At 51.0% G+C, this 23337-nt stretch carries 24 protein-coding genes; 16 read left to right on the forward strand and 8 right to left on the reverse strand.

Going from position 1 to position 23337, the window contains the following annotated elements; all coding sequences use genetic code 11:
* The first annotated feature begins 163 nt into the window (after positions 1–163).
* From HMPREF9439_RS10245 to HMPREF9439_RS10260, 4 genes are all read left to right on the forward strand, one after another.
* Complete coding sequence (locus tag HMPREF9439_RS10245; RefSeq protein WP_040603608.1) at positions 164–1342, forward strand: aspartate aminotransferase family protein; 1179 nt, start codon at positions 164–166, stop codon at positions 1340–1342.
* 8 nt (positions 1343–1350) lie between these two features.
* Positions 1351–2268 carry an ornithine carbamoyltransferase gene (gene argF / locus HMPREF9439_RS10250; RefSeq protein WP_008864803.1) on the forward strand — a complete coding sequence of 306 codons (918 nt, stop codon included), beginning with the start codon at positions 1351–1353 and terminating at the stop codon, positions 2266–2268.
* Positions 2269–2401: 133 nt separating this feature from the next.
* Positions 2402–2683: a DUF6429 family protein gene (locus HMPREF9439_RS10255; RefSeq protein ID WP_008811060.1), complete on the forward strand. Its 282-nt coding sequence runs from the start codon at positions 2402–2404 to the stop codon at positions 2681–2683.
* Positions 2684–2807: 124 nt separating this feature from the next.
* Positions 2808–3089: a DUF6429 family protein gene (locus HMPREF9439_RS10260; RefSeq protein ID WP_244862439.1), complete on the forward strand. Its 282-nt coding sequence runs from the start codon at positions 2808–2810 to the stop codon at positions 3087–3089.
* A gap of 31 nt (positions 3090–3120) precedes the next feature.
* Here HMPREF9439_RS10260 and murB read toward each other — a convergent pair whose 3' ends face one another.
* From murB to HMPREF9439_RS10280, 4 genes are read right to left on the reverse strand one after another with little or no spacing between them, the layout of a single operon-like run.
* Complete coding sequence (murB, locus tag HMPREF9439_RS10265; protein WP_008864805.1) at positions 3121–4137, reverse strand: UDP-N-acetylmuramate dehydrogenase; 1017 nt, start codon at positions 4135–4137, stop codon at positions 3121–3123.
* Positions 4138–4152: 15 nt separating this feature from the next.
* Positions 4153–6024, reverse strand: coding sequence for a 1-deoxy-D-xylulose-5-phosphate synthase (dxs, locus tag HMPREF9439_RS10270; protein ID WP_008811057.1), 1872 nt, complete (start codon positions 6022–6024; stop codon positions 4153–4155).
* Between the two features lie 13 nt (positions 6025–6037).
* A complete protein-coding gene (locus HMPREF9439_RS10275; protein ID WP_008864806.1) occupies positions 6038–6940 on the reverse strand; it encodes a polyprenyl synthetase family protein in 903 nt (300 codons plus the stop codon).
* A 6-nt stretch (positions 6941–6946) separates the two neighbouring features.
* Positions 6947–7237, reverse strand: coding sequence for an exodeoxyribonuclease VII small subunit (locus HMPREF9439_RS10280; protein ID WP_008811055.1), 291 nt, complete (start codon positions 7235–7237; stop codon positions 6947–6949).
* 497 nt (positions 7238–7734) lie between these two features.
* Here HMPREF9439_RS10280 and iscB point away from each other — a divergent pair, with 497 nt between their 5' ends.
* Both iscB and HMPREF9439_RS10290 read left to right on the forward strand, forming a co-directional pair.
* Entirely contained in the window at positions 7735–9018 is a 1284-nt protein-coding gene (iscB, locus tag HMPREF9439_RS10285; protein WP_087942016.1) for an RNA-guided endonuclease IscB, read from the forward strand.
* A gap of 5 nt (positions 9019–9023) precedes the next feature.
* The gene (locus HMPREF9439_RS10290) at positions 9024–9893 is read left to right on the forward strand and encodes a sulfurtransferase (RefSeq protein WP_008811053.1); all 870 of its coding nucleotides are present in this window, start codon (positions 9024–9026) and stop codon (positions 9891–9893) included.
* Between the two features lie 79 nt (positions 9894–9972).
* On the opposite strand, the gene HMPREF9439_RS10295 is transcribed toward HMPREF9439_RS10290, so the two are convergent.
* Positions 9973–10758, reverse strand: coding sequence for a ZIP family metal transporter (locus HMPREF9439_RS10295; protein ID WP_008864808.1), 786 nt, complete (start codon positions 10756–10758; stop codon positions 9973–9975).
* 62 nt (positions 10759–10820) lie between these two features.
* Positions 10821–11804 (reverse strand): NAD-dependent epimerase/dehydratase family protein, encoded by a 984-nt coding sequence (locus HMPREF9439_RS10300; protein ID WP_008864809.1) that lies wholly within the window; start codon positions 11802–11804, stop codon positions 10821–10823.
* 202 nt (positions 11805–12006) lie between these two features.
* Here HMPREF9439_RS10300 and HMPREF9439_RS10305 point away from each other — a divergent pair, with 202 nt between their 5' ends.
* The 6 genes from HMPREF9439_RS10305 to ispF all read left to right on the forward strand — a co-directional run bounded on the left by HMPREF9439_RS10305 (position 12007) and on the right by ispF (position 18053).
* Positions 12007–12663, forward strand: a complete 657-nt coding sequence (locus HMPREF9439_RS10305) for a nitroreductase family protein (protein WP_008864810.1) — start codon at positions 12007–12009, stop codon at positions 12661–12663.
* A gap of 162 nt (positions 12664–12825) precedes the next feature.
* Positions 12826–14649 carry a sensor histidine kinase gene (locus tag HMPREF9439_RS10310; RefSeq protein WP_008864811.1) on the forward strand — a complete coding sequence of 608 codons (1824 nt, stop codon included), beginning with the start codon at positions 12826–12828 and terminating at the stop codon, positions 14647–14649.
* Positions 14642–15268 carry a response regulator transcription factor gene (locus HMPREF9439_RS10315; protein ID WP_008864812.1) on the forward strand — a complete coding sequence of 209 codons (627 nt, stop codon included), beginning with the start codon at positions 14642–14644 and terminating at the stop codon, positions 15266–15268. Before HMPREF9439_RS10310 ends, HMPREF9439_RS10315 begins: the two co-directional genes overlap by 8 nt.
* On the forward strand, positions 15265–16797 hold the full coding sequence (locus tag HMPREF9439_RS10320) for an FAD-dependent oxidoreductase (protein WP_008864813.1): 1533 nt from the start codon (positions 15265–15267) through the stop codon (positions 16795–16797). Before HMPREF9439_RS10315 ends, HMPREF9439_RS10320 begins: the two co-directional genes overlap by 4 nt.
* 52 nt (positions 16798–16849) lie before the next feature.
* Entirely contained in the window at positions 16850–17569 is a 720-nt protein-coding gene (gene ispD / locus HMPREF9439_RS10325) for a 2-C-methyl-D-erythritol 4-phosphate cytidylyltransferase (RefSeq protein ID WP_008864814.1), read from the forward strand.
* Complete coding sequence (gene ispF / locus HMPREF9439_RS10330; RefSeq protein ID WP_008811044.1) at positions 17562–18053, forward strand: 2-C-methyl-D-erythritol 2,4-cyclodiphosphate synthase; 492 nt, start codon at positions 17562–17564, stop codon at positions 18051–18053. The genes ispD and ispF overlap by 8 nt, the downstream gene beginning before the upstream one ends.
* Here the strand turns inward: ispF and HMPREF9439_RS10335 are convergent.
* Together HMPREF9439_RS10335 and ompR are read right to left on the reverse strand one after the other, a co-directional pair.
* On the reverse strand, positions 18050–19465 hold the full coding sequence (locus tag HMPREF9439_RS10335) for an ATP-binding protein (protein ID WP_008811043.1): 1416 nt from the start codon (positions 19463–19465) through the stop codon (positions 18050–18052). The genes ispF and HMPREF9439_RS10335 overlap by 4 nt on opposite strands.
* A 24-nt stretch (positions 19466–19489) precedes the next feature.
* The gene (ompR, locus tag HMPREF9439_RS10340) at positions 19490–20272 is read right to left on the reverse strand and encodes an osmolarity response regulator transcription factor OmpR (protein WP_008864815.1); all 783 of its coding nucleotides are present in this window, start codon (positions 20270–20272) and stop codon (positions 19490–19492) included.
* 140 nt (positions 20273–20412) lie between these two features.
* On the opposite strand from ompR, the gene HMPREF9439_RS10345 reads away from it, so the two are divergent.
* From HMPREF9439_RS10345 to HMPREF9439_RS10360, 4 genes are read left to right on the forward strand one after another with little or no spacing between them, the layout of a single operon-like run.
* The gene (locus HMPREF9439_RS10345; protein ID WP_008811041.1) at positions 20413–21087 is read left to right on the forward strand and encodes a hypothetical protein; all 675 of its coding nucleotides are present in this window, start codon (positions 20413–20415) and stop codon (positions 21085–21087) included.
* Positions 21088–21129: 42 nt separating this feature from the next.
* The gene (tsaB, locus tag HMPREF9439_RS10350) at positions 21130–21837 is read left to right on the forward strand and encodes a tRNA (adenosine(37)-N6)-threonylcarbamoyltransferase complex dimerization subunit type 1 TsaB (protein WP_040603609.1); all 708 of its coding nucleotides are present in this window, start codon (positions 21130–21132) and stop codon (positions 21835–21837) included.
* Positions 21838–21844: 7 nt separating this feature from the next.
* Complete coding sequence (gene rimI / locus HMPREF9439_RS10355) at positions 21845–22297, forward strand: ribosomal protein S18-alanine N-acetyltransferase (RefSeq protein ID WP_008864819.1); 453 nt, start codon at positions 21845–21847, stop codon at positions 22295–22297.
* Positions 22298–22300: 3 nt separating this feature from the next.
* A complete protein-coding gene (locus tag HMPREF9439_RS10360) occupies positions 22301–23275 on the forward strand; it encodes a uracil-DNA glycosylase (protein ID WP_008864820.1) in 975 nt (324 codons plus the stop codon).
* Positions 23276–23337: the final 62 nt, after the last annotated feature.

The raw sequence follows: 23337 nt of genomic DNA on the forward strand, positions 1-23337 counted from the left end.
TCTCTGATAGACAAATCGGGCCGGGGCTTTGACTCTCGGTCCGATTTTTTCTTCCGTAGTTTCGGCAATATTCCGAAAGGCCTTGAGCTACTGCGTGCTCTCGGACATATAATTGAAAAATTAACTTTCTTTGAAACAAATTATTAATAAAGGATCTTCAGGCATGTCTCATCTGATGAATAACTATGGTCGCCTTCCTGTCTCTTTTGATCACGGTCAGGGTGTTTGGCTCTGGGATAAAGAAGGCCACAAGTACTTGGACGCTTTAGCAGGCATCGCCGTGAACTCCGTCGGCCATGCTCATCCGAGACTGGTTCGAGCCATTGCCGACCAGGCTTCCAAGCTCATCCACTGCTCAAACTACTTCAACATCGACCTTCAGGAAAAAGTCGCAGAAAAATTAGTCGAACATTCCGGTCTTGAGGCTGTTTTCTTCTGCAACAGCGGTCTCGAAGCCAACGAATGTGCCATCAAGATCGCCCGTAAATTTGGGCATACCAAGGGCATCGAAGTTCCTAACATTATTGTCTTAAAACACGCCTTCCACGGACGCTCCATTGCCACCCTTTCCGCTACAGGCAATCCCTCTGTCAGAGAAGATTTCTCTCCATATACAGAAGGCTTCATTTTTGTCGATGAGTCTGATTTGAACGGAATCCGTAAGATCGTTGAAGAAAATAAAAATGTTGTCGCTATCTTCTTTGAACCGATTCTCGGCGAAGGCGGCGTCGTCCCTATCGATCTTTCCGTCATCAAAGGCATTCGTGAAATCTGTGACGAACACGACCTCTTGATGATGTGCGACGAAGTCCAGTGCGGCATGGGTCGCTCCGGCAAGTGGTTCGCTCATCAATGGGCTGAAATCAAACCCGACGTCATCACGATGGCTAAGGGTTTGGCAGGCGGCGTTCCTGTCGGCGCTGTCATCGTGAGCGAAAAGGCGAATATCTTTAAACCCGGCAATCACGGATCAACTTTCGGCGGCAACCCTCTTGCTATGCGTGCAGCCCTCGAAACGCTCTCCATCATCGAAAACGAGAAACTTGTCGAAAACGCCCTTGAAGTCGGTAAGAAACTCAAGAAAGCACTTTCTAAATCTCTTAACGGTTTCCCAGGCGTGCGCGGTATTCGCGGCAAAGGCCTGATGCTCGGTATCGTTCTTGACCGTGATGCCCACGACATTCTCGAACTCGGTCTGAAAGCCGGTTTAACCTTCAGTGTCACTGCCGGAAACGTTATTCGTCTCGTTCCCGCTTTGACAATCACTGAAGCCGAGGCTGACGAACTCGTCAAGAGAATCACTCCCGTGATCAGATCGTTCCTTGCACAGCCGAAGATCTAAGGTGATTCATGCACAAGAACTTTCTGTGCCTTAAAGATTGCTCGGCGGACGAGTTAAATTACCTTCTCCGCCGGGCCATAAAACTCAAGTCTCGTTTCAAGGCCGGGGAGGTTTACCGTCCCTTTGAAGGAAAAGTGCTGGCGATGCTTTTTGAAAAAGCCAGCACCCGCACCCGCGTTTCCTTTGAGGCAGGCATGGCTCAGCTCGGAGGAACCTCGATTTACCTGAACACGAGCGAAACTCAGCTGAAAAATGAAGAAACCATTGAGGACACTGCTCGAGCCGTATCCCGTATGGTTGACCTTGTCATGATCCGAACAGGCCCTCATAGCCGATTAGAGGCATTTGCGAAAGAGTCGGAGGTGCCGGTCATCAACGGCCTGACCAACGACAGTCATCCCTGCCAGGTCATGGGCGACATCATGAGCTTCATAGAAAAACGGGGTTCAATTAAGGGCGCCGTCGTGACTTGGATCGGAGACGCGAACAACGTACTCTACTCCTGGCTTTACGCAGCCTCCATTCTCGGATTTAAGGTGCATATTTCGGCGCCCCCGGGATACTCGATCAATCCGACACAAGTTCCGGATAACGATGACTGCTATGACTTTTTCCTATCTCCGGAAGAGGCCGCAGAAGGCGCCGACCTTGTGACCACGGACAATTGGAGATCTTGCGGTTACGACGAAAATCAAGCCAAACGGCAATCCAAATCGGCTCGCTGGCAAGTAAATGAAACGGTCATGAAAGCGGCAAAACCAGACGCTTTATTCATGCATTGCCTTCCCGCCTTCCGCGGGCAAGAGGTCTCTTCCGAAGTCATCGACGGACCGCAGTCTGTCGTTTGGGACGAGGCTGAAAACCGCTTGCACTTTCAAAAAGCACTGATGGAATATTTGCTTTTAGGCAGAATTGAAGACGTTTAGCTTCTGTTAAAGCATTTTGAAAGCCTCGAAAGTATTCCGCTCTCGAGGCTTTTTGACGTTCTATCGCATTCAATACTTCCTGAATTTATCGGATGCAACTAAACTAAGAAAAACCAGTTTGTCGGAGGTATCTATGGAAAGATCCCAAAGAGAAAGGCTGACTGAAGAGTTGACGCTTGTGCTCCTTTATTTGACATCTTTCACCGAAAAGCAATGTCCTAATGTCCGTATGGCCTGGAAGACGCATGATTGGACGGCATTAGACGATCTTGCAGAGGACGGTTTCATGGTTCCTCCGCACAACAGAAAAAACTACACTCGTTACTTGACCGACGAAGGTGTTGAGAAAGCCAAAGAGCTACTGGAGCAAATTGGTCCTTCACTTGGTTTCAAAAAAGAAGATTGGGGAGATTGACGTTCTTCTTAGCGCAAACTCAAGATCGTCTACCACTGCGGTGGCGACCGAAATGGCCTCCTCATTTTATGAACAAAAGTCTTGAAGATTAGACTGAATGTCTCGTGAATTGGAGGAGATTGTCTTGGAAAAAACAGAACGCGACAAATTAATCGACGAGCTGACGCTGGCTCTTCTTTATCTGACTTCCTTTACCGAAGAAGGCAAGCCGGATGTCCGCATGTCTTGGAAAAGTCACGATTGGACGGCAATGGACCGATTAGTGGACGATGGTTTTATCGAGAAACCGAAATGCATACGTAAGCATTCTCGAGTCCTCACGAACGAAGGAATTGAAAAAGCCAAGGAACTCTTGGACCACGTCGGTCCCTCCCTTGGCTTTAATAAAAAAGACTGGACGAATTAGTTCCGCAGAGCCTTCGCCTGCGGAAACTCACCTAGACCATAGCAACTTCCGGCTCGAGCTTGACGCCAAAACAGTTCTTGACGCGAAGTCTCACGTCTTGAGCCATCGCGTAGATATCCTCACCCGTTGCCTGTCCGTAATTCACAAGAACAAGCGGCTGCTTTTCCCAAACACCGACGTCGCCCATGCGATAACCGCGAAGACCTGCATTGTCGATCAGCCAGGCGGCGGAAAGCTTGAAACGACCGCCGGCCAAAGGATAAGAAACTAAAGAAGGATTGGTCCGAAGAAGACTTGTAAAAGTCTCTCTGTCGACGACAGGATTCTTGAAGAAACTTCCGGCGTTTCCGAACTTCACCGGAGACGGCAGTTTTCTGCGGCGCAGTGAAATCACGCAGGAGTAAACGTCTTGGGGAGAGAGCTCGGGGAAGCTGTTGATCTCGATCTCTTCGGCAAGCGCTTTATAGGAAGTGTTGGGAACCCAATTCTTGGGAAGCTTGAACGTCACAGCAGTGATGACCAAATGACGGTTTTCCGGCTTCTTAAACGTTGAGTGGCGGTAGCCGAAGTCGCATTCCTTATTGGTCAGCGTCCGCTCTTCACCGGTGTCCATATCAAAGCATTCAACTGAATCAATGAACTCTGCGGCTTCTAAGCCATAAGCACCGATATTTTGAATCGGAGCCGCACCGACGGTACCGGGAATGTAAGCCAGGTTCTCAAGACCGGGCATTCCGGCATCAAGCATTTTGCGCACAAAGCTGTGCCAAACCTCGCCGGCTCCGGCACGAACGAAATAATGTTCGTCGTCTTCTCTGATCTTCTCAAAACCAGGAATCATCATCCGCAGCAGGAAGCCAGGATAATCCTCTCTAAACAATACATTAGAGCCGCCTCCGATGACCATAAAGTCCTGAGGTTGCTGCCGGAGATGTTCTCTTGCCTGTTTTAAATCCTCAATGGAACGGATCTCGGCAAAGTTCTTCGCTTTTGCGTCAACACCGAAGGTATTGAGCTTTTTAATATGTTCGTCAGTCTTGAGCTCCATAAGAAGGCTCCAAAATTACCCTATTCTTTTGAGACGTTCTTCAATCTTATTCAAAATCGATTCTTCATCCATACCGCATTCTTGGTAAAGATGTAAGTTATCTCCTTGCTGGATGAAACGATCGGGAATTCCGATCTGAAATACATCCGCAGGAATACCTTTTGCGGCTAAAACCTCAAGGCATGCATCACCGGCGCCCCCAATGATGACATTCTCCTCCAGAGTCACTAAAAGATCATTATTTTTTGCAGCTTCTTCGATCGCATCGCCGTCAACCGGCTTTACAAAACGCATGTCGTACACGGTGGCATCGATTTTTTCTGCCACTGCTTTGGCCTCAGCGAGCATACTTCCGAAAGCCAGCATTGCAACTCTGGCGCCCTTCGGTGCATTTCCGGTACGCACCAGACGAGCTTTGCCGAGCGGCAGTTCATGCATTTCTTTATCAACCGGAACGCCGGGTCCTCTGCCTCTCGGATAACGCACGATAGCAGGATGATCGAGCTTGTATCCGGTATAAAGCATCTGACGGCATTCGTTCTCATCCGACGGCGCCATAATCACAAGGTTCGGGATGCAGCGCAGGAAAGACAAATCAAACGATCCGTGGTGCGTTGCACCGTCCGCACCCACTAAACCACCGCGATCCAGCGGGAACAGAACCGAAAGATCCTGAATAGCCACGTCGTGGACGATTTGGTCAAAAGCTCTCTGAGAAAAAGTTGAATAGAAAGTACAGACGGGTTTTAAGCCTTCCGCTGCAAGACCGGCTGCAAAAGTAGCGGCATGCTGTTCGGCAATCGCAACATCAAAGAAACGGTTCGGAAACTCTTTGGCAAAAGCCACCAATCCGGAGCCTTCTTTCATCGCTGGCGTGATCGCAATCACGCCCGGATCCTTGCGCGCAATATCCACGAGCCAGTCACTGAATACCTCAGTGTAGGTCTTGGCATGCGGAGAAGGAACGATTCCCTTGCTTGAATCAAACGGAGAAATTCCGTGATACTTAGTCGGATTGTCGACAGCCGGAGCATAACCATGACCCTTTTGCGTCACAACGTGAAGTACCAGCGGCCCGTTGAGCTGTTTCATGTTCTGAAGCACCGGAATCAGCACTTCTAAGTCATGACCGTCAATCGGACCGTGATAGTTCATTCCGAATTCTTCAAACAGCGTGGAGTGAGGTGCCACCATACCCTTGCTGTACTCTTCAGCACGCTTCGTTAGATCGAATAGTTTCGGAAACGGACGCACAATCGCTTTGCCGATGTCTCGGGCCTGAGCGTAAAACTGTCCGCTCATCAGCTGTGTAAAGTGATTCTTTAGAGCCCCGACCGGCGGAGAAATAGAACAGTCATTGTCGTTGAGGATCACCAGCAGGCGGAGATCCTTCATGTCGCCCGCGCAGTTCAAGGCCTCAAACACCATACCCGCGGTCATTGCACCGTCGCCGATGACAGCAATGTGGCTTCTACCCTTCTTTCCCAAGGTCTTTGCCGCGACGGCCATGCCTAAAATCGCGGAAATAGAAGTGGAAGAATGACCCGTTCCGAAACAGTCATACGGACTTTCCGAACGCTTCGGGAAGCCGGACAAGCCTTTGTACTGGCGAAGCGTCGACATGCGGTCCCGACGCCCCGTCAGAATCTTATGCGCATAAGCCTGATGGCCGACGTCCCAAACTAACCGATCTTCCGGCGTATCAAACACGTAGTGAATAGCGATAGCCAGCTCGACGGTTCCCAGAGAAGACGAAAGGTGGCCGCCTGTCTTGGAAACGTTATCGATAATGAAAGTACGAAGTTCGTTTGCAAGCTGTTTTAACTCCGGCATCGACAATTTCTTTAAATCGGCCGGAGAATTAATAGTTTCGAGAATGGTAGTCATCGCTGCTTACTTCTTAGTGAGTCCTTCTGATGATGAAATCAGCGATTTCGATTAAACGTTCTTTGCCGTCCAAATCTTCGCTGAGCCCTTCAACGGCTTTGGCGGCAATTAAATATTGTTCTTCAGCAAGTTCTTTGGCTTTTTCCAGGCCAAGCAGGCTGACGTAAGTCGGTTTATCTCCTAAAGCATCCTTACCGGCTGTTTTACCAAGCTCAGCCGTATCGCCGACGACATCCAAAATGTCATCGACGATTTGGAAAGCCAAACCGATAGCATTTCCATAAACCTCAAGCTGCGAAAGATCGTGCTGTGAAGGAGTCTTTTTTCCGGCAAACGCACCCAGAAGTACTGAGGCCTTAAGGAGCGCCCCCGTTTTCATCGAGTGCATTAGGCGCAGCTCTTCAATCGTCATCTTCTGATTGCCGACGACGCTCAGGTCAATCGCTTGCCCTCCACACATGCCTCGCGTGGAAGATGCGTAGGCCAAAAGCTCGACGAGCTTAATTCTCTGCTCAGCAGGCAGCTTCGTTCTGACTAAGAACAGAAAGGCTTCCGGCTGGAGTGCATCGCCTGCAAGCATGGCCACTGCTTCACCAAAAGCCGCATGAGTAGTGGGCTTACCGTGGCGCAGTATGTCGTTATCCATGCACGGCAGATCATCGTGAATCAAGGAATAAGAATGGACGCATTCAACAGCTAAGGCCGTAAGGTCCAGGTTTTCGGGATCGGCATCATATATTTGTCCGACGGCATAAACAAGCAGCGGACGCACGCGCTTACCGCCTCCGATGACGGAGTAGCGCATAGCCGAATGGAGTTTTTGGGGAATAAGAGCTTCCTGAGGAAGATTATTTTCAGCTGCTTTTTCAACCCTCTGCTGGCAAGCCTTTACCCAATCTTTAAAAGCAACAGTCATAACTTCTTAGAAAGGGATATCGTCGTCATTTCGACGGGAACGGCGGCTTACCGGGGTTTCTTCAGGTTCGTCATCATCCTGCTGATTGCCGAACTTTTGATCCAGTTCACGTACTCTGTCTTCTGCGCGTTTTAACAAGTCATTGCAGTGTTTGCGCAGTTCAGAGCCGCGAGCATAAGCTTCAACAGATTCTTCCAGAGGCAGACCGCCTTGAGACAGGCGCTGCGACAAGGCTTCCAGTTCCTTAAGAGCTTCTTCAAAAGACAGAGAAGAAATTTCAGGGGCCTTTTCTCCCATTTCCGATAATCCTTATATTTGTTTGCGTCATGAGCATTTTCGCTCATTTAGACGTTAGCGAACAACTTTTTGACAATCCTACAGGCATATCTCGATATTTAGACGGTTTTCACTCAAGCTGAGGCACTAAATGTAAGCTTTTGCGTTAGTTTGCTCAAAAATCGTTCAAGCGCTCAAGTGTACTTATTCATAGCGGATGAGCCTTCGAAGATTTGTAATGAAGCCTAAAATCGACTAATCACTAAAAAGAGGTGTTCCGTCGACTACCTCGGCCTAAAGGCCGAGGCTTGTGAAAGCCTCTAGTTGACTAGCCTCAGTCCGCTGTTCGGGGACTACGTTGGTCGGGAATGCACAGGCACCGCGGGATGCAGATCCTAGTCCCGCGCTCTGCGGCCGATGGTTAAAAGCTCTGAGAGGTAGGAGCGGTGCTGTCGGCTTGAAACCCCTTCCAACATTGGCGAAGGATCACAACCGGTCGAAAGACCGAGGAGACAAACTTGAGAGTATTGGTTTGGAACAAACGCGGAAAACCGCTGATGCCCTGTTCACCGGCAAAAGCGCGCCTTCTGCTTAAAGAGAAGAAAGCTATTGTGAAGAGGCGAACGCCTTTCACCATACAGCTGACGATTGCGACCGGCGAGTCCAAACAGCCGGTAAGCCTGGGTGTTGATGCCGGATACAAGCATGTCGGCCTTTCCGCTTCAACTGAAAAGGCTGAACTTTATGCATCCGAAGTCGAGCTCCGACAGGACATCACCGATCTGCTCTCTGCTCGTCGCGCATTACGGCAGTCCCGCCGTAACCGCAAAATGCGCTACCGTGCTCCGAGGTTCGACAACCGCATCCGCACCAAGCGCAAAGGCTGGCTTGCTCCGTCGGTTGAAAACCGAATCAACGCGCACTTGTCGCGCATAGAAACGGTTATTCGACTGCTGCCGGTCACGAAGATCTCCGTGGAAACGACCTCCTTCGACATGCAGCTGCTGAAGAATTCAGACATTGCAGGGAAAGAGTGCCAAGAGAGCGAACAGCTCGGCTTCTGGAACGTCCGCGAGTACGTTCTTTTCAGAGACGGGCACGTTTGTCAGCATTGTCACGGCAGATCGAAAGACCCGGTGCTCAATGTTCATCACTTGGAGAGCAGACGTACGGGCGGTGATTCGCCCGGCAACCTGATTACGCTTTGTGAGACGTGCCATAAGGCCCTTCATCGCGGTGAAATCACGCTGAAGGCAAAGCGCGGACAATCATTCCGTGCGGAGACCTTCATGGGAATTATGCGCTGGGAGGTTTTGGACCGCCTGAAGGCGTCGCATCCGAAGCTAGAGGTGCAAAACACCTACGGCTACCGAACCAAGCATGCACGGATCGTGAATGGTATTGCCAAATCGCATTGTGCAGATGCTTTCTGCATCGCCGGCAACCTCGGCGCCGAAAGGCTCTGCGAATTCCTATTCCAGAAGCAGACCCGCCGGAACAACCGACAGATTCACAAACTCTCCATCCTCAAAGGCGGCATTCGAAAGCGCAATCAAGTTCCCTTTGAGGTCAAGGGGTTCCGTCTTTTTGACAAGGTTGCCTGCAAGGGAGAAGAAGGCTTCATTTTCGGCCGTCGATCATCCGGGTACTTTGATGTTCGAAAACTTGACGGAACCCACGTTTCAGCCGGTATCAGCTATAAAAAGCTGCGTCTGCTGGAAAAGAGACAAACCTATTTAACAGAAATTCGAAAGGAGGAGGCGCTTCCTCCCCTGCCTGAAGGCAGAGGTCTCCGCGCCTAAATGTGATGATTTTTACGACTTTAATCGAGCCTCGTGAGCTGCATACTTTCATGCTGAATCAGAAAGTCAGCGGAAACAGCAACATCATCATTCTCGACTGCTCCTGCAGCATTGCAGACCCGGAACTTGGGCTTAAGCTCTATGTCAAAGAACATATCTCTGGTGCTGTTCTTGTTGACTTTGACCGCTACGTCACCGGCAAGGTAGCGCACGGAACCGGACGCCATCCGATGCCGGACAGAGAAACATTCCGCAAATCCATGGAATATTTCGGCATCCGTCCCGATCGTCAGGTTGTTCTTTATGATCAGGGCGCCCTCGGATTTGCGACACGCTTTTGGTATGAACTTCGCTGGCTGGGCCTGGAAAATGTCTGCGTCTTAGACGGAGGCTTTACGGCCTGGAAAAAAGAAAAGCTTCCGGTGACAGACAAGCTGACCGAGCCGTTAAAAGACGGAAAGATCCCTGAACTTGAGCCGCTTGAAGTACCGGTTCCGATGAAAACCGTTCAGGACAATCTGAAGACGAAAGAATTTTTAGAAGTGGACGCACGCCCTGCCCTTCGCTTCCAAGGCATCGGCGAAACGATTGACCACAAAGCCGGCCACATCCCCGGCGCCGTCAATCGTCCGGGTTCCGAGAACTTCCTTCCCGACGGAAGATTCAAACCTGCGCCTGTTCTGCGTGAAGAATTCCTGAAACTTCTGGACGGCCGTACACCGGACAAGGTCATCAATTCCTGCGGATCCGGCGTCAACGCTTCCGCGAACCTCTTTGCAATGGATTTAAGCGGTCTTTACGGATCGAAACTTTATGTCGGCTCGTGGAGTCAGTGGATTGACGATGACGCTAATCCTGTAGCAACCGGAAAGTAATCGCCTAGCAAGCAAAGCCGCTCCGGATCAAAGGTAATGTTCGAGAGCGGCTTTTTTTGCGTTTGATGACTGCTACAGATCAGTGCTCGTGCAGACCTCCGGTCGCCAAAACAGCCATGGCCATACCGATCAAAATAAAGAATAACTGTACGTAAAAACGTTCCGGTTTTTCCTGGTGCGCAATTTCCGGCATCAGGTCAGACAGTGCAATATAAATAAAGCTAGCAGCAGCAATGGCAAAAGCGTACGGAACCATCCATTCGACTCGGTCTAAGAGGAAGTAGCCTGCAATACCGCCGAGCATGGAAGTCAGGCCGGAAATAACATTCCAAAGAAGCGCCTTCGAGCGCTCAAATCCGGAATGGAGCAAAACCATAAAGTCGCCCACTTCCTGGGGGATCTCATGAGCCAAAATTGCGAGCGCCGTTACCCAGCCGAGGCCTGAACTCACCATGAATGCGCTGGCAATCAAAATGCCGTCCGTAAAGTTATGGAACGCATCACCGATCAAGATGGCGTTGCCGGCGCCGGAACTTCTCTTTTGGCTTCCCTTGATGTATTCAGAAATGGTGTGTTCCGGAGGATTTACATGACTATGATGCTGATGACTTAAGGCAAATTCAAGGCAGAACAGAAATAACACGCTCACAAGCAGCGTCCAGCCCACCGAGGCTGCATTCTCATGAATTTCAAATGCCTCGGGAAGTAAATGGGTAAAAGCCACTGTCAATAACAAACCGGCCGAGATACAGAGCATCTTACTCATATATCGATCAAGAAACTTAAAGCTGATCAGTCCGGCTAAAACAATGGACAGAACCGACGATAAAAGAGTCGCCGCAAGAATTTGCAAAAGAGTCGTCATCTCATTCCTTCTTCGAGACGATTAATCTAAAACAATCGGAGAAACAAATTCAAAAATGACGGTTATTTCGAGCTCGTGTGAGAACCGAGGTAGAAATTCTCGTCCCAAGAGCGTCGGAAGGACTGTTCAACCGAAAGCGGAGGAGTCCAGCCGAGAACCAGCTGAGCTTTATGAATGTCGGCCACTTGGCTCTGGAAGAAGAACTCTTCCCAAGCCTGACGTCCGATGTAACTGTTAAACAGTCGGACAAGGATCGGCGGAAATGGCCACAGCAGACACGGCCGATGGTGCGTTTTAGCCAGCAGTTTAAAAATATTGAGTGTCGAAAGATCCTCTCCGTCACTAACTAAGAAAGTTTCGTTGGCAGCATCCGGGTGCGTCGCGCAGCAAATCAGGAAGTCGACGAGGTTATCGATGCCGACTAAAGAACGGTGATTTCTCTTGCAGGATCTCAGCGGAAGCGGCAGACAGTAATCCACCATGATCTTGACCTCGCCGAAAAGATTCTGACAATCCGGCCCGTAAATGAGCGGAGGACGGACGATCACAATTTCCATGCCTGTCTCTTCGCCGACGCGAATCAGTTCTTTTTCTGCTTCCAGGAGCGCTTTGCCGATCGGAGACTTCGGCCGAGGCAAAGAGTCAGCATAGAAACGTTTCCCGGCCGGGGTCTCGGGACCGTTCACCTGCAGAGAACTTAGGAAAATGAAACGGCTGATGCCGGCGCGGTGCGCTTCGCGCGCCATGTGAACCGTCCCTAAGACATTAATTCTGTGCAGCGCAGCTTCGTCGAGCCAGCCCTCGTGACCGCGCATCGAACCGCGGGAAGCGCAATGGATCAGGACGTCGCAGCCTTTGAATGCTTCAACGTAGTCCGGACTTTCTTCCAGGCTTCCGAGCCGAACCGTCTCAAAGGACTTGGAATTAAGAATCGAACCTCTGCGGGCAGCTGCCCGCACGGTAAATTCTTTTTTCCGATTCAACAAAGCCAGCACCAAGGCGTTTCCGATATAGCCGTTGGAGCCGGTCACCAAAATCTTTTTCATATAAATTTAACGCTGCACAATTTCTTTAGTGTAATTCCTTCTTGGCCATTGGTATTAATGATTTTGTCGATTAGCGGCCGAATTCATAACATCAATGTTCTTTTTTTGAGATGTCAGAGACTTCCAGTCTTACTTTTGGATGATTAGACTGTTATATTTCCTTGGATTATTCTCAAACTAAAGATTTTTAAAGGACGCGATAATGGATTTCGTAAAGCTTTCCGAACAGCGTTTTACCGCTAAAAAATTCGATGTCAACAAAAAGATTCCTCGTGATGACGTCGAAAAATTAAAGACAATTCTTCAGCTCTCTCCTTCTTCCGTCAACAGCCAGCCTTGGGTCTTCCTTTGGGGCACAAGCGACAATTCCAAGAAACGCGTTCGTCCGGCAATTGCCGACTTCAACTGGAACCGCATCGACACTTGCTCCGACTTTGTCGTGATCGCCGTTAGAAAAGGTTTGGACGACAAATTCCAGCATACCCTTCTCGACCAGGAAATCAAAGACGGCCGCATTGCCAACGAAGAAATTGCCAAAGAATGCTTCGAATCCAGAAAATTCTTTATTGATCTGCGTGAACGTTCCGGCCAAACTCTCAACTGGGAAACTAAGCAGGCCTATATCGCAATGACAGCATTGCTTTACGGCGCTGCCTCCCTCGGCATCGATTCCACACCGATCGAAGGTTTCGATGAAAACAAGATGGATAAACTCCTGAATCTTGATAACTACGGTGTGCATTCCGTCCTCGTCGTGACCTTGGGCTACGACGCCGAAGACGACCACAACCGTACTCGTCCGAAGTCTCGTCTGGAACAGAGCAAGATCTTCTTCGATCTGGACAAATTCCCTGGCTAATTTTTAGAATCAACCGACTGAGACCGCCTTTCTAGGCGGTTTTCTTTTGCCCATAACTGCTGTTCTTGGACAATCGGAGTATGGCGTCATGCTCGTTTTCTCGACTTTCTTTGAACGCGAGCCTTTTAGATAATAAGTTCACCACTTTCACCCAAGGATTTGATGTTGTTTAGGAAACTCTGGCTTTCTTTATGCGCCGGCGCGCTGCTGGCGGCTCATCCGCTTCAGGCGGAGGAACCCACTCAGCTTCGGGAAGTCAGAGTCGCCTACATCGGAATCCTGCCGTCTGAAACCACTGAGCACGCCGTCTACCCGACTTTCGATTTTCTAAAGTCACAGCTCGGGCACAAATACCTATTCAAGCTTTTTGATATTTCAAACCATGATTTCTTAGAAGAAATCAATGTCCTGAAGCCGCATTTGCTCTTTGCACCGAGCGAAATTTATCTTCAGCTGGCGGCGATTCCCCAATTGAACGCGCACGACATTGCTGCTTTGAAATCGGTTTTCTCGTCTAAGACCAGTGCGTCTGTGGGTTCGGTGTTTATTACCCGAGCTGACCGCAATGACATCAACTCGATCGCAGATATGAAGGGCAAGCGCGTAGCTGCCGCCAACGACGAAAACTTAAGTGAATGGTGGGCGGCGTTAGGTGAGTTGAAAGAGCGAGGCTATACTCCGAATCGCTTCTTCGGAGGCGAGCGTTTCACAAGAGAACGTCATCTCGGAGCGGTAGAAGAAGTTCTTGCTGGCTCGAGTGATGTCGGCATTCTTCCGACCTGTCTTCTCGAAGCTTACGAAGGCGTAGGGTTCGTAGCTCCGGGTTCGCTGAAAGTGATCGATCCATACGATAATGCCAAGGATGAGTCGCCCTTCTACTGCCGCCGCTCTACTCGTGCGCTTTATCCCGGCATTGTGATCTCTTCGCTGGCGAATGCACCTGACGACATCGTCAAAGACGTCGTTCGTACGCTCTTTACAATGCCGCCTTTCCAGGGCAACGAATGGGCTGCCGGTTACGATTACACAGAAGTGCTCCGACTGATGAGAGATCTAAAGTTCGGTATGTACGAGAACCTCAGAGACTACTCTTTAGGCGCCCTTCTTCAACGGTATAAAACTGAGCTGCTGATCCTGCTCACCATCCTGCTCTTTTTAATCGGCAACGAACTGCGCGTACACCATTTGGTCAACAAGCGGACAGCTGAACTCAAAGGCGCCCTAGAGGCTAAAAACGCCGCCGAACAAGAGGCTGTGCTCGGACGCAAACGTCTCTCGCATATCGAGCGTTCAGGCGTCATCTCGCAGATGTCAAACATCATTGCGCATGAGTTAAAACAGCCCTTAGGCGCACTGCTGAACTATGCAGCTGTCTTGAAACTGCGACTAAACGACAGGATGACGGAAGATCCGCTGACCAAGACGGTCGTCGAGAATATGGATGCGGAAACCAGACGCATCTCTCACATTGTGGATTCAGTTCGTAAATTCGCCAAGAAAGAGCAGCCCGCGCATATCGAATACGATTTAGTTCGAATCGTAGAAAAGGCGATCCGAACTTTCCATCAGCAGGAAGAAGCAAAAACGGCAGTTCCCTTCCGTACGGATGTGGCCACGGCGCCGGTTTTAGCTGATCCTCTTTCCTTGGAACTTTTAATTTTGAATTTAATCCGAAATGCCGCAGCTGCCAGTAAAGAATCCGGTCGACCCAAGCTCGGCGTCTCTTTAGAGCCGGCAGGCAAACGCTGGAAAGTTACCGTTTGGAATAACGGTCTGGTCCTAAGCGATGAACAGTTCACGCGATTGGAGCATGCCGCCGAGTCCACCAAGCCTGAAGGTCTGGGCCTAGGCCTTTCCATTGTGAGAGAAATTGCCGACATGCATTCGGCTTCACTGCATTTCGAACGCCTGGCAAAAGGCGGCGTACGCGCCGAACTTATGATTGATCGTTTAGCGACCAAAGATCCGGAGAAAAATAATGAATAAAGAACATACTTTGATCCGCCTCGTCGACGATGACGAAAGTTTGTTGTTTTCTACCAAGATCCTGCTAGAGGCCCTCGGCTGGAAAGTAGCTGCTTATAACTCTCCGACGGAGTTTTTGGTTCGCGACAACCTGAGCATTCCCGGCTGCGCAGTATTAGATGTGCGCATGCCGCAGATGACCGGGCTTGAAGTGCAGGAAATGCTCATTGAGCGCGGCTTTGCTCATTTCCCGCTGATTTTCCTTTCCGGACACGGCGACATTCAAATGGCAGTGAACGCCATGAGCAAAGGCGCCCTGACCTTCCTAGAAAAACCCGTCGATCCTGAGCGGCTGAACCAAGAAGTCACCCGTGCAGTAGAGCTGGGCATCAGACGAGCGGAAGAAGTCAACGAATTAAATGCATTAAAACGCCGCTATCGGCAGCTCACCAACCGAGAGAAAGAAGTGCTGTCTCTGGTCGCCGAGGGGCTGACCAATAAAGAGATTGCTGACCGCCTTGAACTTTCCGTCCCCACGATCAAAATGCATCGCAGCCGCGCCTCCGAAAAACTTGCAACGGATTCTGTCGCCGAAATCACGCGTGCGCTCATCCTTCTTAACGAAGCTACCGCGAAATGATCAGAAGAGAGTTTCTCGCCGGCTTGACGGGTTTGAGCGCTTTAGCTGCGGCTCCCGCCATCTCTTTTGCACAGACTCCGATGAACCTCGGGCAGCAATGGGATATCATTGTAATCGGCTCCGGCTTAGCGGGTCTGTCTGCCGCTTTATCCGCCTCTGAAAACGGTGCCGATCGCATTCTCGTTATTGAAAAGCTTCCCGTACTCGGCGGCCACTCGCGCTTATCAACCGGCTCCTTCTTAGCCGTCTCCCCGAAGCGACTTGAACCGCTTGGAATCCACACATCAGTAGACGCTGTTCTGGAAGAAATGATGGAGGTCGGAGGCGGGATCGGCAACAAAGATTTAGCTCGGATTTTGCTCTCTCAGAGTGATGCGGCCATGGATTGGCTGGAAACGCACGGCCTGGTTTGGAACCCGGAACCTTATGTCGCCGTCGGCTCTCCCTCGGCCTACGCTTTCAGAACGATCCAAGGTTTCACCGGTTCTCACTACATCTTCAAACTCAACCAAAGAGCACGCGAACGCGGCGTCCGCTTTTTGTATGACCAGCCGGTCACCGACCTCCTTCAGGATCCTGTTTCCGGCAACGTCAACGGTGTCGTTGTTAAAAGCAAAAACCATGAACTAATCTACATCCGAGGCAATGCCGTGGTCATTGCGACCGGCGGATATTCGGCAAACAACGCTTTATGCCGCAAATTCAATTCTGAAATCTCGGCGCTTATGCCCTCGACGGCGAACCCCGGAGGAAGATATCTTGACGGAGCTTGGGGCGATGCGTTGGAATTCACCAAACCCTTCCACGCAGCAACGGTTGATTTGGATAAGATTCAAAAGATTTGCTTCCTGGGCGGCCGCTTGGTCGACTACACCGGCGCAGACATCTATCTGAACAAAAACGGTCTTCGGTTTGTCAATGAAGGGGCGTCTCACGGAGACGTGCTCGTCGAACTCTTAAAGCAGCCGCAAAGAGCAATGTGGGTGATCACTGACTCCCAGTCTAAAAAAGGTTTGTCTCTTGAGAACAAACTCGCTGACGGAGCGGTTAAAAAATTTGATTCTCTTCGTCAGGTCGCTGCCTTCATCGGCTGTCCGGCAGAGACTCTGGAAGAAACCGTTACCAGATACAACGACTTTGTTCTCAAAGGCGTGGACAAGGATTTCGGCAAGAAAGTTATGCTCCAGACCATCAGTTATCCGCCTTTTTACGTCGGACAAGAACGAGTGGGCGTTCACTATTGCTGCGGCGGCCTCAAGTTCAATGAAAAAGCTCAAGTCTTAAATACCTCCGATGAACCCATTGCCGGCCTTTACGTTGCCGGTGAGGCCTCCGGCGGCGTTCACGGAAAGGATCGTTTGGGCGGTATCGGCTTAACCGATGCCGTGGTATTCGGCAGAATTGCGGGACGAGAAGCGGCTCTGCTTGAAAGAGCGTCCGAGCATACTGAATTCCGCTATGTTCCGCCGAGAAGTCGCAGCGTTCAAGAGCTTGACGCTTCTGCGGATTTTGAGCCGACGAGCGATTAAGTCCACTTTGGCGGTTTGTTCTAAACTACTAACCAATTCTACTCATTGATTTATGACTATGAATCCGGACAAGGAAGAACCCGTCTTCGGCGCAGTCGTCGTCGCAGCAGGAGTCGGTTCAAGAATGGGCACCGGCAGCCCGAAACAATATGAACTTATCGGCGGCAAAACGATGCTGGAACGCTCGGTTCAAGTGCTTCTCGACGAGCCTCGCATTAAAGAGCTCGTCGTCGTCATTTCCCCGGCCGACATGATCGGTCAGAGACTGACATTTGAAGATCCGCGCGTCCGCATCGCACGTGTAGGAGGACAGACACGGGCCGACAGCGTTAAAAACGGCATACTGTTTTCTAACCTGAAATCTTCGGATTGGGTGTTAGTCCATGATGCGGCCCGCCCGTGCCTGCTGACATCCGATGTCACCAAACTGATGGATTACTGCCGGAGGCATCAGGAAAGCGCCATCCTTGCCGTTCCGGTCAATGACACACTCAAAAAAGAAGGCGACAATGGAACGATCGCCTGCACCGTAAGTCGAGACGGGTTGTGGGCTGCTCAGACCCCGCAGTGTTTCCCTGTCGGCGAATTAACCCGGGCCATGAATGAAGCAGGATCGGCCGTCACGGACGAAGCCAGCGCCATGGAATTTGTCGGAAAGCATCCGGCACTGGTCGAGGGCACTCCGACCAACATCAAAGTCACGCGTCCGATGGATCTCTGGCTCGCACGGGCCATCTTTTTAGCTCGCAAAGAAAAGGAAAATAATGAGTAACTGCAAAATCAGAGTCGGCCAGGGTTATGACGTTCACCGTTTAGTCGAAGGACGCCCGTTGATTTTAGGCGGCGTTCAGATTCCGCATTCTCTAGGCTTGGACGGACACTCCGATGCCGATGTCCTGCTTCATGCCGTTACCGATGCCTTGTTCGGCGCCGCTGCCATGGGCGACATCGGCAGACACTTTCCGGACACCGACCCGGCTTATAAAGGCGCTGACAGCGCCAAGCTGCTTTCGGAAGCTCTGAAAAAAGTTTGGGATAAAGGCTGGAAACCGGTGAATGTAGACTGCACAATCATTGCTCAAAAACCGAAACTTGCTCCCTTTATGGATCAGATCAACGCCTCTTTGGCCGCTATTTTGCAGCTTCCCGCTGACTGCGTGAACGTCAAAGCCAAGACCAATGAAAAGCTGGGCTTTGAGGGAAAAGAAGAAGGGATTGTGGCTCAAGCAGTCATCCTGCTTGAGGCTCGGGCTTAGTCAGCCTTTTCCGGCGTTTCTTTGCCTTCGGTGAGTTTTCTGACGACGGAAGCCTTCGGAACCACCGGAATCGTCATCTGAACGCTCAAACCGTTCGGAATATTCTGGGCTAAGCGGACGGAACCTCCGCCGGCCTTAGCGACGCGGTTGACAATAGACAGGCCCAATCCTGTCCCTGAGGCATTTCCGCGGGCAGTATCGCCGCGCTCAAACGGACGCAGAACGCGTTCTAAATCGCTTTCCGGGAGACCTTTGCCGTCATCGGCAACAATCAATTCGGCTGCTCCTCGCTTCTTCAAATAGCGAAGCGTAATGGACAGACGGAGAATGCCGTCGGAGCTGCGGCCGTACTTGCCGGCATTGACAATCATGTTTTGAACAGCACGCGCTAAATCCGTCGGATTGGCGCGGACTTCCAAACCGTCTTCAATCGAAGTAAGAAGCTGAATATCAGGCTGTGAGGCTACACGATTGGCGGCAATCACATGCCTGACGGTATCGGAAATATTGACGACTTCAAGTTCGGCCTCGCCCTGTCGGACGTATGCCATGAACTGCTTAACGATGCTTTCCATCTGATCAAGATCGCTGCACATGGCTTCTCGCGTCTCTTCGGAAAGCGGAGCTAATTCAACTTCAAGTCTTAATCGGGTAATCGGTGTACGAAGGTCGTGGCTGACGCCTGCGAGCAGAAGCTCGCGGTCGCTCGCCAAGCGCTTCAGGTCTGAGACCATCACGTTAAAGCTTTCGTTAACTTCACGGATTTCACTTGGACCGTCGAGAGGCAGGGGCTGCGGGAAAACGCCGCGGCCGAGCTCTCGCGCATACTCACTGAGTTTTGCGAGAGGGTCAATCAAACGGCTGGTTAAAAGTACCGTAAACAGGGCGCAGATGAGCAGCATCCCTGCGAACCAAAACATCCAGTTGGCACCCAATCGAGGGTTTTCGGCCGTTCGTTCTGCTCGGATCCAATATTCGTCCCCATCGATCTCGAAACTGACCCATAAACCGGGAATGCCGTTCAGGCTCTGAGCAAGAATGGTCTTCTTGCCCAAAGACGAACGGACATTATCAAGAATCAGATCGTTGAGACTGTCGCTTTCCAGCGGAACAATACGGTCGTACGGTTCTTTCGGGAGTATCGTCAGACCCTCACGCTGAGCCAATGCCATGATGAGGTCAAAACGATAACTCGTATCGGCACTGATCAGCGCATAGCGGGTCAGTGTCGTAATTGCGGTAATTCGCAGTGAGGCAGCTTGGGCTCGCGGCGCCTCATTCAAGACAGCCAAGCCGTAGAGCCAAGCGCAGACGCTGGTCAGCACCAGAATAAAGAGCGCTCCGAAGGTTTTCCAAAACAACCCGGAAAAAAACTGCGAACCGAAGCCCTCCTTGCCGGCCTTGTCTGCCATATTGCCTCACTTTCCGATCACAAATTATTTCTTATCCTGAGCGTCGGAAGCGCCGTCAGGAATAAACACGTAGCCTAAGCCCCAAACTGTCTGGAGATAACGAGGTTTGGAAGGATCAGGTTCGATAATTTTACGCAGACGAGAAACCTGAACGTCCAAAGAACGGTCAAAGGCTTCGTATTCGCGGCCGCGGGCCATTTCCATCAGCTTGTCGCGGGAAAGCGGAACTCTCGGATGACGTGCAAATGTCTTGAGAACCGCAAATTCACCGGTTGTAAGCGGAATTTCTTCATCGCCTTTAGAAAGTTTGCGAGTACCCAGATCAAGAGAGAAGTTGCCGAAACGAACGACTTCATCTTCTTTGCTCGGTGCTCCGGGAGGATCAACCGGCTCTCTGCGGCGCAGAATGGCATGCAGACGGGCCAGCAGTTCGCGGGGATTGTAGGGTTTCGGGAGATAATCGTCGGCGCCCAATTCAAGGCCCAAGATTCGATCGATGTCTTCTCCTTTAGCGGTAAGCATCAGGATCGGCGTTGTGTCATTGGAAGCACGGATTCTCTTCAGAATGGAAATTCCGTCTTCGCCCGGCATCATGACGTCCAAAACCACAGCGTCAAAACGTTCTCTTAGCCACAGACGATTCATCTGTTCGGCATTTTCTGCCACAGATACGTGGAAACCGTTATTTGTAAGGAATTGACGAAGCAAATCGCGTAAGCGGCTGTCGTCGTCAACCACGAGGATGCGCGGAGGACGCTTGTTGCTGAGGGCTCCGCCGTCTTTTCTCAATGTCTCTGATTCTTGCATAGCATCTCCTGTCGGAAGATTTACAAATTACATGATGCTACAAAATTTATCCTCTTTTTGGTTTTCTTGCTACATGCCCCTATTCCTTTTGGGCAATAAGTTGAATAGGATTATGAAAATAAAAGAAAGAGGCATTTATTTTGAAAGAGATCCGATATCTACCCGTTGTTTTGCTCTTGCTGCAGCCCGTAGTCGGTTCTGCTCATAATCCGGAACATCCGTCACCGTCAGAAACGACTGCAACTGTCGTGATTGACGCTTCCTCCGCCGAGGAAAACAGCTCTATTCCTCGCCCGCATGCGCCAAACGCAGCTTCTAATCCTAACGTTCCCAAATGTCACTGGGATAAATTGGACGCCGAAGGCCGTGCTTCTGTTTGGCCGACGTTATCGGCCAGGCACCGTGATTACCATTGGCGGCTCATGACCAGTGAAGAGCGCGCCGAGCTTCGGTCTTTCCTTCCGAAGATGGAAAGACGCCGTTTGCGTGAACGTTTTGTGACAAATCATCAGCATGCGCGCGATAACGATCGTCCTTACGTCCTATACAAGCGCCTCTCAAAACAAGAGCTCTGCGAGTTAAGAGAGCAAGTGCGTCAGGCGAACAAACAGCTTGTCCTTTCCAAAATGCTCAAGACGCCCGCCCAGATCGAGTACGAAGATCAGTTCCTTTCAAAACTCGCTGAGATGAACGATTTGAATCATCAGATGGTCATCGTCACGATTCAGGAGTCTGCTATGGAAAGTATGGCGGCTGCCGATCAAAAGGTCACGCCTGCCGCCCAAGAGAGTGCTTCTGCCCGCGTTTCTCCTTAGTCACAGACCGACTAAAATACTCTGCACTATAAGGAGTGTTGTATGGCAAGCGCATTACTTTGTCTTGAGTCTTCCGGAAATCTGTGTTCCGTCGCTGTCACCGGTTTCGATCATGAGGCTTACCTTCAATCCGAGCCCGGACAAAAACACACAGAAGTCATTCTCGGAATGATCCGCGGCTGTCTGACTGCTGCAGGCGGCAGCCGTGAAGGACTTCAGGGAATTGCCTTCGGATCCGGCCCCGGCGCCTTTACCGGACTGCGCGTTGCCTGCGGCTTGGCTCAGGGTTTGGGCTGGGCGCTCAATATCCCGCTCATTCCCGTCAACACCCTGCTCGCGCTCGCCTACATCCACCATGAAACATTGGAAGAAGGCTCCCGCCTTTTGGCCGCGATCGATGCACGTATGCATGAGTGCTACTGCGCTGTCTTCCGTTACGAAAATCATGAATTCAAGGAAGTCACGGCACCAGCGCTTTGCAAACCATCCGAGCTTTTAGCGATCGCAGACGACAACGGCGCCGAATTCCTGTGCGGAAATGCTTTCCGAATCTATGCCGATGAAATCAGAGATCCCGCTCCTAAGAAACTTCTTTCTACGGACGACGTCAACGCTCAAATGATCGTACCGCTCGCCCGAAAATATTTTGAAGAAAATAAAACAGTGGACGCCGCAGAAGCGTCCCCACTTTACGTTCGAGATCATGTCGCATTGACGATTGAAGAACGCAAAGCAGAAAAATCCCGTTGAGAATCCTATGGCTGAAGATCTCCTTATCACCCGAATGACTTCGGATGACATTGATGATGTCGTCCTTCTTGACCGCTCCATTTTTTATGATCCTTGGGCGCGAACGTCATTCTCAGGCTCGCTCAAAAAAGATACGTGCCTGATTCTCAGACGAGACGGTGAGCTTGAAGGATATGCGATTTTCAGCAGTATTTTTGACGAAGGCGAACTGCTTCGCATCGCCGTCAATCCGCTGTCTCGCCGTAAAGGTTATGCCACGATGCTCATGAATGAGCTGAGCAAACTCGGCCGCGAACGCAATATTGAGCATTGGTTTCTGGAAGTTCGAGCCGGCAACCTCGGAGCGATTAAACTCTACGAGAAATTCGGATTCATCATGATGGGACGACGCAAGGGCTACTACACTGCCCCCAACGGTCGGGAAGACGCCATCACGATGCACGCATATAGGAAGAAATAAAACGTGCTTGATCAAAGGAAGTCGGAAATATGGAAAGCGCTCGGGATCGGTCCGCAATGGATCGAACGAGATGAGCTTGCTAAGCTTGCTAAAGCTGCTAAAGAAGCTGTAAAGGCCAAGGCGCAGGCTGCGGCTGTTTCTCCGAATTCTCAGCCGCAGGCTCCCACATCGGCTGCCGCTTCTGCTTCTTCTTTTGCCAATCGTGCACCTCAAACTTCTGAGGTTGTCACAAAGCCTGTCGCCAGTACTTCTGCAACGACGCCCTCTCGCGTCACGTCGAGTATTTCCGACCGCAACGCTCCTCCGCCCAGAAGTGCACGACCTGAGCCGGCTGCGAAACCTGCTTATCGCAGTGCCAGCGAGGCCCGCGGAGTTCGACCGGAAGCCTATACCGAAGCGCGTATTCACCAGATCGCAACAGCAGATTGGCAGACCTTAAAGCAGCTCGTTCAAGACTGCCGTGCCTGCGAAATCTCTTCCAGCCGACTGCATCCGGTTTTCGGACAAGGCTACCCGCCCTGCCGGCTGATGCTGATCGGAGAAGCGCCGGGCGCAGAAGAAGACCGCTTGGGACAGCCCTTTGTCGGCCCCTCGGGCAAATTGCTCGATAAGATCCTTGAAGCAGCAAAGCTCGACCGCGAGAAGGATTTGTGTATTTTCAACACGCTGAAGTGCCGTCCGCCGCTGAACGCCACGCCGGAAAAAGCCGAAACCATGGCCTGCCGTCCGTTCCTTGAGCGTCAAATCGAACTGATCGATCCGGAAGTCATTGTGGCAATGGGCAAACCGGCCGCATCCTGGTTCTTCCCGGATCTCAAAACGCTCAATCCTTATCGAGGCAAAGTGCACAATTTGACTGTACAAGGCAAGCCCCGGAAGGTCATCGTGACTTATCATCCCTCTTACCTCCTGCGCTCTCCTCAGGAAAAGCGCAAGGCTTGGCTGGATTGGTGCTTAATACTCGATACCTTGAGTTGATCAAGTCAACTACCTCGGCCTCAAGGCCGGGGCTTGAAAAAGCCTCTAGTTGACTAGCCTCA

The sequence above is a fragment of the Parasutterella excrementihominis YIT 11859 genome (genome assembly GCF_000205025.1).
In the GTDB taxonomy this organism is placed as follows: domain Bacteria; phylum Pseudomonadota; class Gammaproteobacteria; order Burkholderiales; family Burkholderiaceae_F; genus Parasutterella; species Parasutterella excrementihominis.

Coding starts and splice junctions, on each gene's coding strand:
- HMPREF9439_RS10245 (WP_040603608.1), top strand. CDS start 164: ATGTCTCATCTGATGAATAACTATGGTCGCCTTCCTGTCTCTTTTGAT.
- argF (WP_008864803.1), top strand. CDS start 1,351: ATGCACAAGAACTTTCTGTGCCTTAAAGATTGCTCGGCGGACGAGTTA.
- HMPREF9439_RS10255 (WP_008811060.1), top strand. CDS start 2,402: ATGGAAAGATCCCAAAGAGAAAGGCTGACTGAAGAGTTGACGCTTGTG.
- murB (WP_008864805.1), bottom strand. CDS start 4,137: ATGGAGCTCAAGACTGACGAACATATTAAAAAGCTCAATACCTTCGGT.
- dxs (WP_008811057.1), bottom strand. CDS start 6,024: ATGACTACCATTCTCGAAACTATTAATTCTCCGGCCGATTTAAAGAAA.
- HMPREF9439_RS10275 (WP_008864806.1), bottom strand. CDS start 6,940: ATGACTGTTGCTTTTAAAGATTGGGTAAAGGCTTGCCAGCAGAGGGTT.
- HMPREF9439_RS10280 (WP_008811055.1), bottom strand. CDS start 7,237: ATGGGAGAAAAGGCCCCTGAAATTTCTTCTCTGTCTTTTGAAGAAGCT.
- HMPREF9439_RS10290 (WP_008811053.1), top strand. CDS start 9,024: ATGATTTTTACGACTTTAATCGAGCCTCGTGAGCTGCATACTTTCATG.
- HMPREF9439_RS10295 (WP_008864808.1), bottom strand. CDS start 10,758: ATGACGACTCTTTTGCAAATTCTTGCGGCGACTCTTTTATCGTCGGTT.
- HMPREF9439_RS10300 (WP_008864809.1), bottom strand. CDS start 11,804: ATGAAAAAGATTTTGGTGACCGGCTCCAACGGCTATATCGGAAACGCC.
- HMPREF9439_RS10305 (WP_008864810.1), top strand. CDS start 12,007: ATGGATTTCGTAAAGCTTTCCGAACAGCGTTTTACCGCTAAAAAATTC.
- HMPREF9439_RS10310 (WP_008864811.1), top strand. CDS start 12,826: ATGTTGTTTAGGAAACTCTGGCTTTCTTTATGCGCCGGCGCGCTGCTG.
- HMPREF9439_RS10315 (WP_008864812.1), top strand. CDS start 14,642: ATGAATAAAGAACATACTTTGATCCGCCTCGTCGACGATGACGAAAGT.
- HMPREF9439_RS10320 (WP_008864813.1), top strand. CDS start 15,265: ATGATCAGAAGAGAGTTTCTCGCCGGCTTGACGGGTTTGAGCGCTTTA.
- ispD (WP_008864814.1), top strand. CDS start 16,850: ATGACTATGAATCCGGACAAGGAAGAACCCGTCTTCGGCGCAGTCGTC.
- ispF (WP_008811044.1), top strand. CDS start 17,562: ATGAGTAACTGCAAAATCAGAGTCGGCCAGGGTTATGACGTTCACCGT.
- HMPREF9439_RS10335 (WP_008811043.1), bottom strand. CDS start 19,465: ATGGCAGACAAGGCCGGCAAGGAGGGCTTCGGTTCGCAGTTTTTTTCC.
- ompR (WP_008864815.1), bottom strand. CDS start 20,272: ATGCAAGAATCAGAGACATTGAGAAAAGACGGCGGAGCCCTCAGCAAC.
- tsaB (WP_040603609.1), top strand. CDS start 21,130: ATGGCAAGCGCATTACTTTGTCTTGAGTCTTCCGGAAATCTGTGTTCC.
- rimI (WP_008864819.1), top strand. CDS start 21,845: ATGGCTGAAGATCTCCTTATCACCCGAATGACTTCGGATGACATTGAT.